At 67.7% G+C, this 12,889-nt stretch carries 14 protein-coding genes and 1 riboswitch; of the genes, 5 read left to right on the plus strand and 9 right to left on the minus strand.

From position 1 onward, the window contains the following. Positions 1-45 precede the first annotated feature (45 nt). A complete protein-coding gene (locus ACFWU5_RS12695) occupies positions 46-630 on the plus strand; it encodes a TetR/AcrR family transcriptional regulator C-terminal domain-containing protein (protein ID WP_379267236.1) in 585 nt (194 codons plus the stop codon). On the opposite strand, the gene ACFWU5_RS12700 is transcribed toward ACFWU5_RS12695, so the two are convergent. Then, the gene (locus ACFWU5_RS12700) at positions 631-1,767 is read right to left on the minus strand and encodes an alpha/beta fold hydrolase (protein ID WP_379267251.1); all 1,137 of its coding nucleotides are present in this window, start codon (positions 1,765-1,767) and stop codon (positions 631-633) included. It lies immediately after the preceding gene. Between the two features lie 51 nt (positions 1,768-1,818). Then, positions 1,819-2,568 carry a DUF6597 domain-containing transcriptional factor gene (locus tag ACFWU5_RS12705; protein ID WP_379267237.1) on the minus strand — a complete coding sequence of 250 codons (750 nt, stop codon included), beginning with the start codon at positions 2,566-2,568 and terminating at the stop codon, positions 1,819-1,821. Between the two features lie 61 nt (positions 2,569-2,629). Between ACFWU5_RS12705 and ACFWU5_RS12710 the strand changes: the two genes are divergently transcribed. Further along, positions 2,630-3,202, plus strand: coding sequence for a TIGR03086 family metal-binding protein (locus tag ACFWU5_RS12710; protein ID WP_379267238.1), 573 nt, complete (start codon positions 2,630-2,632; stop codon positions 3,200-3,202). A gap of 29 nt (positions 3,203-3,231) precedes the next feature. Here ACFWU5_RS12710 and ACFWU5_RS12715 read toward each other — a convergent pair whose 3' ends face one another. The 6 genes from ACFWU5_RS12715 to ACFWU5_RS12740 all read right to left on the minus strand — a co-directional run bounded on the left by ACFWU5_RS12715 (position 3,232) and on the right by ACFWU5_RS12740 (position 9,005). Next, a complete protein-coding gene (locus tag ACFWU5_RS12715) occupies positions 3,232-4,458 on the minus strand; it encodes an MFS transporter (protein ID WP_379267239.1) in 1,227 nt (408 codons plus the stop codon). Positions 4,459-4,711: 253 nt separating this feature from the next. Then, complete coding sequence (locus tag ACFWU5_RS12720) at positions 4,712-6,061, minus strand: LLM class flavin-dependent oxidoreductase (RefSeq protein ID WP_379267240.1); 1,350 nt, start codon at positions 6,059-6,061, stop codon at positions 4,712-4,714. Next, positions 6,058-6,822, minus strand: a complete 765-nt coding sequence (locus ACFWU5_RS12725; protein ID WP_379267241.1) for an ABC transporter ATP-binding protein — start codon at positions 6,820-6,822, stop codon at positions 6,058-6,060. Before ACFWU5_RS12725 ends, ACFWU5_RS12720 begins: the two co-directional genes overlap by 4 nt. Further along, positions 6,798-7,658: an ABC transporter permease gene (locus ACFWU5_RS12730; RefSeq protein ID WP_379267242.1), complete on the minus strand. Its 861-nt coding sequence runs from the start codon at positions 7,656-7,658 to the stop codon at positions 6,798-6,800. Before ACFWU5_RS12730 ends, ACFWU5_RS12725 begins: the two co-directional genes overlap by 25 nt. Then, positions 7,658-8,749, minus strand: a complete 1,092-nt coding sequence (locus ACFWU5_RS12735) for an ABC transporter substrate-binding protein (protein ID WP_379267243.1) — start codon at positions 8,747-8,749, stop codon at positions 7,658-7,660. Before ACFWU5_RS12735 ends, ACFWU5_RS12730 begins: the two co-directional genes overlap by 1 nt. Before the next feature lie 124 nt (positions 8,750-8,873). After that, on the minus strand, positions 8,874-9,005 hold the full coding sequence (locus ACFWU5_RS12740; protein WP_379244355.1) for a hypothetical protein: 132 nt from the start codon (positions 9,003-9,005) through the stop codon (positions 8,874-8,876). 160 nt (positions 9,006-9,165) lie between these two features. After that, a riboswitch (cobalamin riboswitch) is annotated at positions 9,166-9,229 on the plus strand. Positions 9,230-9,284: 55 nt separating this feature from the next. Between ACFWU5_RS12740 and ACFWU5_RS12745 the strand changes: the two genes are divergently transcribed. Genes ACFWU5_RS12745 through ACFWU5_RS12755 form a run of 3 tightly spaced genes read left to right on the plus strand, consistent with a single transcriptional unit; the run spans position 9,285 to position 12,309 of the window. Further along, positions 9,285-10,316 (plus strand): FecCD family ABC transporter permease, encoded by a 1,032-nt coding sequence (locus ACFWU5_RS12745; RefSeq protein ID WP_379267244.1) that lies wholly within the window; start codon positions 9,285-9,287, stop codon positions 10,314-10,316. Then, positions 10,313-11,278: an ABC transporter ATP-binding protein gene (locus tag ACFWU5_RS12750; protein ID WP_379267245.1), complete on the plus strand. Its 966-nt coding sequence runs from the start codon at positions 10,313-10,315 to the stop codon at positions 11,276-11,278. Before ACFWU5_RS12745 ends, ACFWU5_RS12750 begins: the two co-directional genes overlap by 4 nt. Next, positions 11,278-12,309 (plus strand): ABC transporter substrate-binding protein, encoded by a 1,032-nt coding sequence (locus tag ACFWU5_RS12755; protein WP_379267252.1) that lies wholly within the window; start codon positions 11,278-11,280, stop codon positions 12,307-12,309. Before ACFWU5_RS12750 ends, ACFWU5_RS12755 begins: the two co-directional genes overlap by 1 nt. A gap of 10 nt (positions 12,310-12,319) precedes the next feature. Here the strand turns inward: ACFWU5_RS12755 and ACFWU5_RS12760 are convergent. Continuing rightward, a partial coding sequence (locus ACFWU5_RS12760) for an SRPBCC domain-containing protein (RefSeq protein ID WP_379267246.1) occupies positions 12,320-12,889 on the minus strand: 570 nt, incomplete at its 5' end.

A 12,889-nucleotide genomic window follows, 5' to 3' on the forward strand; every position in this document is an offset into this window, starting at 1 on the left:
TGAGTCACGACACTCGGGTCGGAAAATCTGTTCGGAAGGACGCGCGTGCAACTGCGGAAGACGGATGTGGTCGATGCCGCCATCGCGATCCTGGATCAGTACGGGCTCGCCGATCTGACGATGCGCCGCCTGGCGGGTTCGCTGCAGGTGCAGCCGGGCGCGCTGTACTGGCACGTGAAGGACAAGCAGTCACTGCTGGGCGCGGTGGCCGACCGGATTCTCGCCCCGATGGACCAGCCGATCACGGCCACCGAGTGGCCTGCCCAGCTCACCGAGTTGGCGCATCGCCTGCGCGACTGCCTGCTGGCCTATCGCGATGGCGCAGAACTGGTTTCGGCCACCTACGCCTCCCGACTGACCACGAGCAAGGCGCGGGAACGCCTGGCCGGCATTGTCATTCGCGCCGGAATGACCAGGGAGGAAGCCGATCTCACGGCCTACACCCTGCTCTACTACGTACTCGGCCAGACCGTCGACGAGCAGTCGCGGATGCAGATGGATTCGGTCGGCGCGCTGCCGCAGGACGATACCCCCTTGCTCGAAACCCCCGATCCCACAGCCCGTTTCGACTTCGGTCTGCAGTTGTTCATCGCGGGCGTGCGCACCATTCTCGGTGCGCGGGTGCGCTGATCAGGGCGGGTCGTTGCGGTTGGCGTCCTGGTATCGCGCGATGAACGGCAGCACCTGCGATTCGATGACCGCGTTGTATTCGTGCGGGCGCTGAATCGGGTTGGCGTGCTCGATCCGACTGGGCCGCACCACCAGCAGTGATCCGTCGACACCGCCGGAGTGTTCGATCAGCATCCGGTGCGAATACTCCACGTCGACAACGGAATCGCGGCTGGCGTCGCGCGGCCGGATGAATACGATCGCCGGGTTTCGCTTCTTCGGATGGGGTTCGCCGAGCGCGTCCAGGTCGCCGGTGCCGCCACTGGCGACGATCGCCATGAACTGCGCTTCGATCAACCCGTTGCTGGCGGCGTCGCGGGAGAAGATCTTGTCCCGCAGCACTTCTGAGGCCACGTCACGAAAAGCGTCCAGGTCGATGTCGGGCAACAAGCCGTGCCACAGCTGGAAACGTTCACGCCGAGCGGACATCTCGACAGTGAAGCGCAGCAGCCGACTCTCCCTGGCACCGGGCAGCCAGCGCAACCACCGCACCAGATCGGTTCCCCGACTGCGACTTTCGGGCCGCACCGCATCCAGGTCCAACGGCGTGCAATCCAACACCACCGCCACCAACCGCCGATCGCTGTGCAAGTGGATGTGCTGGGCCACCTCGAGCGCGATCACCCCACCCATGCTGTGCCCGACCAGCACGATATTGCGCACCCCGCCGTAGGTGGCCGCCCGCACGATCATGTCGGCGATGACCTTGGTGTCGATACCCGCGTTGTCGTACCGCACCGCCCACACCACCCCGATCTGGTTCAGCACCGGCAACGCCGAGGCGGTGGGCACCGCGTTGACGCCTCCCAGACCCACCATGTCGACCACCGCGGTATCCCAGTCCCGCGAGTCGGCGGGCAGGTGCGCGGGCAGCAACTCCGGCGCGGTGCGCGCCAACCGCTCCCGCTCAGGCGCGACATCGTGCACCCAGTACTGCCCGAACACCATCAGCGCCACCACCAGCACCCCGACAACCCGCAACACCGCCAGCCTGGTCCGGCGCCACCGACGCCACCCGTGCCCGACCCGCGTTTCCCGCAACCGTTCCCGCCGACGAACATCGTCGAAGTCCGCGACGGTAGACGGATGCCGATCCATTGACGACATTCCCCCACTGTAGGGGCGCGGGCCGAGTGCCCTCGGCTACCGCTACCGCGCGTACCGCTGTGCGTAGCTGGTCGGTGGTTCGCCGAAGATCTTGCGGAAGTCGCGACTGAGATGCGGTTGGTCGGCGTAACCGAGGTCGGCGGCCAGTGCTGCCCAGTCGATGTCGTGGCCCGCGGCGAGCCGCTCGGTGACCTCGCGCAGGCGGTAGCGGCGGATCACCCATTTCGGCCCGATGCCGACGTGCTCGGCGAACAACCGCTGTACGCGCCGGACGCTGCTGTCGCATCGCCGCGCGAGCGCGTCGACGGTGAGGATGCTGGTGTCCTGGGCGATCATCGCCACGATCCGCGCCGCGCTCTCGGATTCCGGGTCGGCTTCGGGAAGGTGCGCACGCAGCAACCCTTCGACCGAGGCGACGTCAGCCCGATCAGGAATCTCCGGGCCGAAAACTGTTGTCGCGTCGACCTTTCGATCCCGCAGGCGCGCGACCGGACCGTCGAGAAACGGGCGGAAGACACCAGGCCGGAAGGCGACACCGAACACCGAACCCGAGCCCGCAAGCTCCCGGTAGACGTGTGAAGACGAGGGGCCGTGCAGTTCGGCGCTACCGTTGCGAAAGGTCAGGTGCACGTTCGGCAGCGGCACGATCAACTGCCGATACGGCCGCTCATAGTCCCAGGTCACGGCCCAGTACCGGTCGACATACCGCGCCAGCTCACCCGACGGCGCGTTGAACGTGTGACGCTGCGACGACTGCCAGGCACCGCCCAGTTCGCGCGGATCGCGTTGCACCCGGTGAGTCTATGTCGCGTTTGTTCAAGACAACGCCGCGTCGCGGTGGTTACCTCGGTGCATGTCCGAAACCGAACGCGTGGCGCGCGCCGCGGCGCCGCTGGCCGAGCTCATCCGCACGATCGATCCCGCGCAGTTGTCGGCTCCGACGCCCTGCGTGGAGTTCGATGTCGCCGCTCTGCTCAACCACCTGCTGTTCTGGGGTCCGTCGCTGGTCGGCGCGGCGCGCAAGGAGGCCGTCGCACCCCCGGCAGCCACCGAATCCGAGGTCGATCTCACCGCGGGCGACTGGGCCGCCGCCCTGGATTCGCACCTGGACGCCCTCGCCACCGCCTGGCGTGACCCCGCCGCGTGGCAGGGCACCACCCACATGGGCGGCCCCATGGAACTGCCCGCGTCGCTGGTCGGCGGCATGGTCGTGGGCGAGCTGATCGTCCACGGCTGGGACCTGGCTCGCGCCCTGCGCACCACCGTGCACTGGGACGACGACCTGCTGCGCCAGACCTATGACGACACCGCCGCCACCGCCGAACAGGGACGTGCGATGGGCATCTACGGCCCGGACGTCCCGGTCCCCACCACCGCGCCCCTGCTGGATCGCATCCTCGGACTCACCGGACGCGACCCGGTCTGAGCTCTCGCAGGTGCACGCGTGGCGCCGATTCAGTTGCTGTCCACCGGATCTCGGGGTTTGATCAGGCCCGGTGGCACCACAACCGGGCGTGCGGGGAACCAGCGGTACATCGCCAGCGCGCCGAGACCGATACCGAAGGCCATCAGTGCGCCCGCGGCGGCAAGCCCGGCCAGCGCACCGACCAGACCGACCGCGACCGGGCCCGCGAAGGCACCGACGTCGTGGGTCAGGCGCCAGGCGCCGAGGAATTCCGCGCGGCGGTCCGGTGGTGCGGCGTACGCGCCGACGGTCATGATCAGGCCGTTGCTCAGGCCGTTGGCCAGGCCCAGCAGCATGGTCGCGGCACCCATGGTGAGCACCGAACCGGTGAACGGCAGGACCGCGTAGCCAAGGGCGAAGCAGATTCCGCAGGCGGTGCCGGTGACGCGGCTGCCCGCGCGGTCCAGCCATACGCCGGCCGGATAGGACATGAGCACGTCGACCGCGCCTGCCAGGCCGAACAGCAAACTCGTTGTCGCGGCGTCGATTCCGAGGTGCGCGGCCCACAGCGGCAGCAGGGCTGTGCGAGATGCTCGCGCGGCACCGACCGCGACCGCGGCGAGTCCGAGAGTTCCTAAGACCCTGCGGTTTTCGGACAGCACTGTGTGCACAGGTCGCAGCGCCGCCGGGTCACCGATCTCGCTGGAACGGATCGCCACCATCGCCGCCGCGGCCGCCAGTGTGGTGACCAACTGCAGCCACAGCGCGCCGACCGGCCCCATTCCGTGCACCAGTGCCGCGCCGAGGAAGGGCCCGCAGAAGAACCCGAGCCGGTGCGAACCGGCCAGCGTCGACATGGCGCGCCCGCGTTGATCGGGCGCGACCACCGACACCAGATAGGTCTGCCGCGCCAACCCCCACACCGCACCCGCCGCGCCGTTGAGCAGCAAACCCACTGCCAGGACAACAAGATTCGGTGCGAAGATCGCCGCGAGCACTCCGACGGTGCCCAGCACACTGCCGACCCCGATCGCCGCCCGCTCGCCGATCCGGGCGACGATCCGTCCCGCGGGCAGGTCGGCGAGCACCATCCCGAGCCCGCCCAGTGCCACGATCAGCCCGGCCATGCCCGCCGACGCACCGAGATCCAGTGCACGCCAGGCATACATCGGCGCTGCCGCACCAGCTCCGGTGCCGTACAAGGCCATTGGTGCGAACACCGGCCAGATCAGCGAACGTAACTGCAGGGGTTCGGTGTCGAGGGTGCCTGCGCTCATCGTCGGCCACCCGCGCGGCAGAAGACCAGATGCCGTGAAGTCTCCGGTGTCGCGCGTGTACCGAAACCCTCGGCGCCTACGTCCTTTTCGCTATCTCCCTGCGACTCTGACGCCCTGCTGACAACGGGTCGCGCTAACCCACTCTGCCGCCGTGGCCTACTGCACCCCGATCGATCGGTCAGCGGAGCGTCAACGTGATGCGGTCGGCCGCAATTCTCGCCGCCGCGACAACAACATTCGCCGGATCCAGCACTCATCCGACAGCAGCGGGCGTCTGCGCGTACTGACTCTGCGGCCGAGCGAGTCCGAAGTGGTCGCGCAGCGTGGTGCCGGTGTATTCGGTGCGGAACAGACCGCGTTCCTGCAGGATCGGCACCACCGTCTCGGTGAAGACCTCCAGCCCGCCGGGGTAATACGGCGGCATCACGTTGAATCCGTCGGCCGCGCCCTGGGTGAACCACTGCTCGATCGTGTCAGCCACCTGCTCGGGTGTCCCCGCGAACACCCGGTGACCCCGCGCCCCCGCCAACCGATGCAGCAACCCGCGCAGGGTCGGCCGTTCCCGTTCGACGATCCCCGCCACCACCTGCAACCTGCTGCGCGCGTTATCGGTGACATCGCCCGCCCCCGCGAACACCTCCACGGGCACCGGCTCGTCCAGCGCGAGCGTGCGCAGCGAGGTCCCGGTGATCGATTCCAGCTGCTTGATGCCGTATTCGGGCACGGTCAGTTCATTGAACTCGCGCTCCAAACGCTGTGCGGCAGCCTCGGTGTCGGCGATGAACGGGCTGATCCCCGGCAGGATCTTCACCTCGTCGGCGGTGCGCCCGAACTCGGCTGCCTTGGACTTGATATCGGCATAGAAGATCTGCGCGTCCGAAAGTCGTTGGTGCGCTGTGAAGATTGCCTCCGCGTACTTGCCGGCGAACGCGCGACCCTCGTTCGAGGCACCCGCCTGCACGAGCACCGGACGTCCCTGCGGTGTTCTCGCGGCGTTGAAAGGTCCACGCACGCTGAGATGTTCGCCGACGAAGTCGATCGGATGGATCTTGTCGGGGTCGGCGTAGACACCGGCGGCGCGGTCGAGCACGATCGCGTCGTCCTCCCAGCTGTCCCACAGCCCCACCACCGCATCCACGAACTCCCGTGCGCGGGCATACCGCTCGGCATGATCGGGATGGGCGGCAAGCCCGAAATTGGCTGCGGCCAGGTCGGTTCCGGTGGTGACGATGTTCCACCCCGCCCGACCGCCGGAGATGTGGTCGAGCGACGAGAACAGTCGCGCCAGGTTGTAGGGCTCGTAGTAGGTGGTCGACGCGGTCGCGATCAGACCCAGATGTGTTGTCGCCGAGGCGATCGCGGTGAGCAGGGTGATCGGTTCGAGGCCGGGCGCCGCATTGTGCCGCACGTCGGTGCGCAGGGCGGGACCGTCGGCGAAGAACACCGCGTCCAGTTTCGCCGCCTCCGCCGTGCGCCCGATCTCCTGGTAGTAGGACACGTCGTAGATGCGGTCGGGGCTGCTGTCGGGATGCCGCCACGCCGCCTCGTGATGCCCGGAGGGATAGATGAACGCGTTGAGACTCAGTTGCCGCGGTGCACTCATGACGCCTGCTTCACTTTCTCGAATTCCGTTGTGTCCACACCGAGTCCGGCCAGCAGCACCTCACGCAACCGGACGAACTCGGGATGCGCGTGCCTGCGCGGGCGGGGCGTGTCGATCCGCTGGTCGATCGTGATCACGCCTTCGTCGAGCACCAGCACCCGATCGGCGAGCAGCACCGCCTCGTCCACATCGTGGGTCACCAGCAGCACCGCGGGCCGGTGTCGCCGGCACAGCGCCTGCAACAGCGCGTGCATCCGAATCCGGGTCAGCGCGTCCAGCGCACCGAACGGTTCGTCGGCCAGCAACAGTTCCGGCTCACGCACCAGCGACCTGGCCAACGCCACCCGCTGCTGCTCGCCACCGGAAAGCTCACGCGGCCAAGCTTTCTCACGCCCGGCCAACCCGACCTCAGCCAGCGCCGATCGTCCCCGCTGCTGCGCGTCACGCCCGGTCAACCCGAGCACCACATTGTCCAGCACCCGCGCCCACGGCAGCAGCCGCGAATCCTGGAACACCACCGCACGCTGCTCGGGCACCGTCAGTTCACCGGAACCCGGTACCTCCGAATCCAATTCGGCCAACGCCCGCAGCAGCGTGCTCTTGCCCGAACCGCTGCGACCCAGCAGCGCGACGAACTCACCGCGCCGGATCTCGATGTCGATGCCGTTCAACACGATTCGCTTGCCGAAGCCGCGAGTCAGCGCGCGGGTGCGCACGACGACCCGCTCGTCGGGGCTCAGTCGCCCAGTGTCTGTCGCCATGCCAGCACCTTTCGTTCCGTTGCCCGCACGGCGAGGTCGCCGAACAGTCCGAGCAGTCCGTAGATCACCAGTCCGACCACGATCACGTCGATCTGGCCGTAGGTGCGCGCCTGCGTCATCAGGTAGCCGATGCCGCTGGTCGCGTTGACCTGTTCGACCACCACCAGCGCCAGCCACGAAATGGTCACCGCCAGCCGTAATCCCAAAAAGAAGCCCGGCAGCGCACCCGGCAACGCGATCCGCCGCAGAAATCCCCACCGCGACAGTCCGACGGTCTCGGCCAGTTCCACGTAGCGCGCGTCGACACTGCGCAGGTAGGCGTGGGTATTGAGGTAGATCGGAATGAGCACGCTGGTGGTGATGACGATCAGCTTCATTTCCTCGCCGATGCCGAACCAGACGATGAACAGCGGGATCAGCGCCAGCGTCGGAATGGCCCGTTTGATCTGCACGGGACCATCGACCACTGCCTCACCGAGCCGACTCAACCCGGACACCAGCGCCAACACCACACCGATCGCCACACCGAGCACGAGTCCGATCACCGCACGCTGCAAGGAGGTGAGCAGGTTGGACTGCAACCGGCCGTCGGCGATCAGCTCCCCCGCGGTCGCCGCGACTGTCCACGGCGCGGGCAGTGTCTCGGGATCTATTGCGCCCGACAGTGATCCGAGCACCCAGCCGCCGATGAGCAGGGCCGGACCGATCGCGAAGCCGAACGGGATCGGCTTGCCAGGTCCGAGTCGGCGCTTGCCGCGCCCGCGCGGTGCGAGCACCTCGACGGGTGCGGTGCTGGACTGGATACGCCGCAGAACCCCGGCGTCGAGGGTGGCCATCAGCTCGCCGCCGGCGCGAACGCCGCCCCGCTGGTAGTGACGGCCTCGGTGACCGCGGCGTCGAACCGCAGGTCGAACCCGTCGACGGCCTTGATCTTCTTCGGCAGTTCACCCACGGCGTCGATCGCGTCGATGGTGGACTGCTGACGGGCGATCAGCTGCTGGTCCAGGTGCGGGAACGTGTAGGTGCCCAGCGATTCGACGATCCGCTTGGCGTCGTCGGCACTGACCTTCTGGCTGTCGACGTAATAGCGGGTCGCCCATTCCTCGCGGTGGGTGTTGGTCCACTGCCAGGCCCGCACGAACGCGCCGACCAGGGCACGAGTGGCCGCGGCCTTCGCCGGATCCTGGACCACCGCGCGACGCGCGTACAGGTAGGCGAGGCCGCTGTAGATGCCCGTGGTTTCCGAATCCGGGATCAGTGAGGCGCCCTGGGTTCGCAGGAACCGGGTCACGTTCGGTTCGATCAGCGGCGCCACATCGACCTGACCGGTGCGCACCGCGTCGGGAAACTCGCCCAATTGCAACCGAATCAGTTGCACATCAGCGGGTTTCAAACCGGCCTTCGTGAGCGCCTTCAACACCGAGGCCTGCTGGGCCGTCCCCTCGGCATAGGCGATCTTCTTGCCCTTCAGGTCTGCGAGCTTGGTGATCGAACGGCCCGGTGCGACAGCGAGTTTCATCGCCTGAGGGTTGACCTGATAAGAGCCGATGATCGGCACGTCCTGCCCCGCCGCCAACGCGTGAATCGGCGGCACATCGCCGACCTGCCCGACATCGGCCGCGCCGGCCCGGAACGCCTCGAGAATGGCCGGGCCACCGACGAAGTTCGCGAACTCGATCTTGAACGGCAACTTGTCCAGCTCACCGGACAGTCGCAGCGCCGATTGCAGCCGCTCCTGCTGATCGGCCACGATCAGCGTGGTCCCCGGCGGAACCTCGGTCGGCAGGGCGACATCAGGCGTGCCGACCGGTGCGTCCTTGCCACTGGCACAGCCGCTCAGGCCCAACGTCGCAACGGTTGCCACCGCGAGCAGTGCGGCGGTGGTGCGGCCTCGCAGGCCGGGCAGGAAGGTGTTCGGTCGGTACATACAGGGATTGAATCAACCACGCCCCGCGCCGAATACCTTTAGCTTTCCCGTGATTCGAACCACGGGCGGCTTCCCGCGGCGGACGCGCGTGGCGTCCGCTCGCGGGAAGGCCGAGACCCTGAACTCAGAAGGGCTGCCCGCTGAGCAGACCCAACATCATGATCGGCAGGTAGAGCACCCTGAACAGCGCCGATCGCACCGGGTCCCCGGCGAGCATTCCCTCGCTGATCCAAGCCATCAGGTCAGTGGAACCCATGAGCGTTCTCCTTCGTACGAATTGTCGGACAAGCGTGAATCGTGTTCGCCCCCAGCAACGTTAACCTCGCTCACGAAATTCCTCGGAACGACTGGTCCCGTCCCGCTTCCAGGTGGCACCGCGTGCCTTGTACAGTCACGGTGTCATCCCCGGCGGGTGCGGGAATCCGGTGTAACTCCGGAACGGTCGCGCCACTGTGATCGCCTCACGGCGAAAGTCAGACCTCCCTCGCCGGGACACCCTCTGAAAGGGCCGCGCCTTGCCTGTGGAGATTTCGCGATGACCCGTGCGCGGGTCTCGCTCGCCTTACCCCTGCTCGGGGCGTTGCTGTCGGCAGCGATGATCGCCGCCACCGGCTTCGGTGCGGAGATCGTTCCTGTGTCCGCGGTGCTGGACGCCCTCACCGCCCGGCTCACCGGCGCGACACCGACCGACCTCGGCATCGACACCATCGTCTGGCAGCTCCGGGTGCCACGCACCCTGCTGGCCGCGATCGTCGGCGCCGGATTGGCACTGGCGGGCGCGGCGATGCAGACGCTGGTGCGCAATCCACTGGCCGACCCCTTCCTGCTCGGCGTCTCCTCGGGTGCCGGGGTCGGCGCGGCCGCGGTGATCACCTCCGGGTTGTTCGCGGGCGCGGGCATCTGGGCGTTGTCGGGTGGTGCGCTACTGGGCGCGCTCGGTGCGGCGTCCCTGGTCTTCCTGATCGCGCTCGCGCAGGGCGGGCTCACCCCGCTGCGACTGGTTCTCACCGGCACCGTGCTCGGATCCGCCTTCGCCGGGTTCAGCAGCTTCCTGGTGTTTCGCAGCACCGATCCCGCCGCGGCGGAGTCGGTGCTGTTCTGGTTGCTGGGCAGTCTCGCCGGTGCCGATTGGACGACCCTGGCCCTGCCTTTCACCGTCGTCGTGACATGCGGTGCCATTCTGATGGCGATCACCGGCTGGCTCGACGCGCTCACCCTCGGCGCCGATACCGCGTCCTCGGTCGGAGTGCCGGTGCGGCACCTTCGGATCGGCCTGTTCGTGCTGCTGGCAGTGCTCGTCGGGGTTCTGGTCGCGGTATCGGGCGGCATCGGCTTCGTCGGCCTGGTCGTCCCGCACGCCGCGCGCATGATCGTGGGCCCCCGCCACCGCAACCTGCTGCCTGCCTGCGCACTCGGCGGTGCGCTGTTCCTGGTGATCGCCGATGCGGCCACCCGAATCCTGGTGCGTCCCACCGAAATACCCGTCGGCGTTTTGACCGGCCTCATCGGCGCCCCGATCTTCCTGCTGCTGATGGGCAGGCGCCGCTACCAGTTCGGGACCTCATGAGCGGCTGGCTGCGCGTGTTCGATCGACCAGCTGCGAACCGCGCAGCAGGTGACGCCACACCACGACCCCTTCTCGCACCGAACGCGCCCGACTGCGATGTCGACAAGACGGCGACGGACGGCACCGCAGGCAACGCCGATTCCCGAACAGAGGAGGCACCGGCGCACACAGGCACGGCGGGGCGACCTGGCGAACTGCGAGCCGTCGCACTCACCTGCGCGATCGGGCATCGAAATATCGTCGTCGATGCCGAGTTCTCGATCAGGCCCGGCGAGGTCGTCGGCATCGTCGGGCCCAATGGCAGCGGCAAGTCGACCTTGCTGCGGGTGCTCGCCGGGGTCGACAAGCCGAAACACGGCCAGGTCCTCGTCGACGGGCAGGTGCTGCACGCGCTGCGCCCTCGGCGACGGGCTTCGGCCGTGGCACTGGTGGCGCAGGACGAGACTCCGCCCGCCGACATGCTGGTCGGCGAAGTGGTCGCGCTCGGCCTGACGCCCTATCTGCCGCCGTGGGGTCTGGGTGGCCCGCGTGAACAACATCGGATGGCACAGGCTTTGGCGACGGTCGATCTCGCCGGTTTCGCGGGCAGGCAGGTGCATCAGTTGTCCGGTGGCGAACGGCGGCGGGTTCTGCTGGCCAGGGCGCTGCTTCAGGACACTCCGGTCCTGCTGCTCGACGAGCCGACGAACCATCTCGACGTCACCCATCAACTCGAACTGCTCACGCTGATGCGAACCCTGAACCGAACCGTCGTCGCCGCCCTGCACGATCTCGCACTGGCCGACCGATACTGCGACCGAATCATCGTGCTGCACAACGGTTCCGCCCGACCACCCGCACCGCCGTCGCAGGCCCTGGCACCCGAGCTCGTCGCCGAGGTGTTCGGCGTCGACGCGACCCGCGTGCGGCATCCCGTGACCGGCGACCACCACCTGTTGATCACTGCGCGAGAGGCTCGATGATGAAGACGACCGGCCCGATCCTGGCCAGCACCGCACTCGCGGTCGTGCTCACCGCCTGCACCGGCAGCACCCCGCCATCCGCGTCCACGATCCCGATCACCAACTGCGGCAAGCAATCCCCGTTCCCCTCCCCCGCGCAGCGGCTGTTCGCCAACGACGGCAACCTCATCTCGATGGTGCTGGCACTGGGCGCACAGGACCAGGTCGCCGCGGTCTCGAGCATCCAGCGCGACGCGGACACCCTGCGCGCCCACTACGGCGCCGAGATCGTCGACAGCCTGAACTCTGTTGCCCCCGAATATCCTTCACGCGAAACCGTGCTGGCCCAACGCCCCGACGTCATGGTCGCCGGCTGGAGCTACGGCTACGACGAGGCGAGCAACCTCACCCCCGCGACCCTGCGCAAGGACGGCATCGCCGCCTACGTCCTCACCGAAAGCTGCCGCCAGCAAGACGGCGCGCCCGCCCGCGGCACTGTCGAACCGTGGACCGCCCTGCGCACCGACCTCACCGACCTCGGCACGATCACCGGCAGACAGGACCGCGCCACCGAGGTCACCGCCGACCTCGACCGTAGACTCGCCGCCCTGACCGCCGCCCCGAAACCGGCCACGGACCCGACGGTGTTCCTGTTCGACAGCGGCACCGACACGATCTTCTCCAGCGGCAAATACGGTGCGCCGCAGGCAATCCTGGAAGCAGCGGGCGCGCGCAATGTCCTCGACGACGTCGACGACACCTGGACCAAGGTCTCCTGGGAGCGCCTCGCGGCCGCCGACCCGGACGCGATCATGTTCGTGGACTACCCCGGCCAGACCTACGCTCAGAAGGTCGACCTACTGCGTTCGAAGCCGGGCATCAACACGCTGCGCGCGGTCCGCGACAGCCGATTCTTCACCCTGCCGTACGCGCTGTGGACCAGCGGACCGCTCAATATCGATGCCGCGGAACAGATTCGCCGGCAGCTAGAAGCCTGGCAGCTCGTCCCCGCCTCGGGCATCACGCCCCGCGCGGACGACGCCGTGCGCTGATCGAGTGCGCTCAGTCGAGCGCGCTCCGCTCGGCCATGGCCCCCAACTTCGTCAATGCCATCTGCCAGCTCGCTTCGTTGTCGGCGGCGCTGAGACCCGCCGGAACGTCTTCGTGCACGATATCGAGCGCGGTTCCGCCGTCGGCGTCGGCCAGGGTGAAGGTAATGGTCTGCGCCCCGGTCATATCCGGCTTCTCGGTCACGAATTCCAGCACCTCGACCACCTGCTCGTCCGGGACCAACGAGCGGAACTTCCCGAAGTACGCATCGTGCTGCTGCGTGATTCCCGCCTCGGTGGGCTGGTCATAGGTGAGCGTCAGGGAGAACGATCCGCCCTCCACCGGCTCGAACCGATGCACCTCGATGGACATTCCGTCAGGCATCATCCAGGCAGCCACCGAATCGCCATCCATCAGCAGTCGATAGACGGTCGAACGAGGCGCGTTGATGTGCGTGCCGATCCTGGTCGTCGCCATGGATTCACAGTACAGGGAACGCAAAAAGGCCCCCAGCAATGCTGGGGGCCTTTCGCAATGATGTTCCGGCAGTGTCCTACTCTCCCACACCCTGTCGAGTGCAGT

This window comes from Nocardia sp. NPDC058640 (genome assembly GCF_042716995.1).
In the GTDB taxonomy this organism is placed as follows: Bacteria; Actinomycetota; Actinomycetes; order Mycobacteriales; family Mycobacteriaceae; genus Nocardia.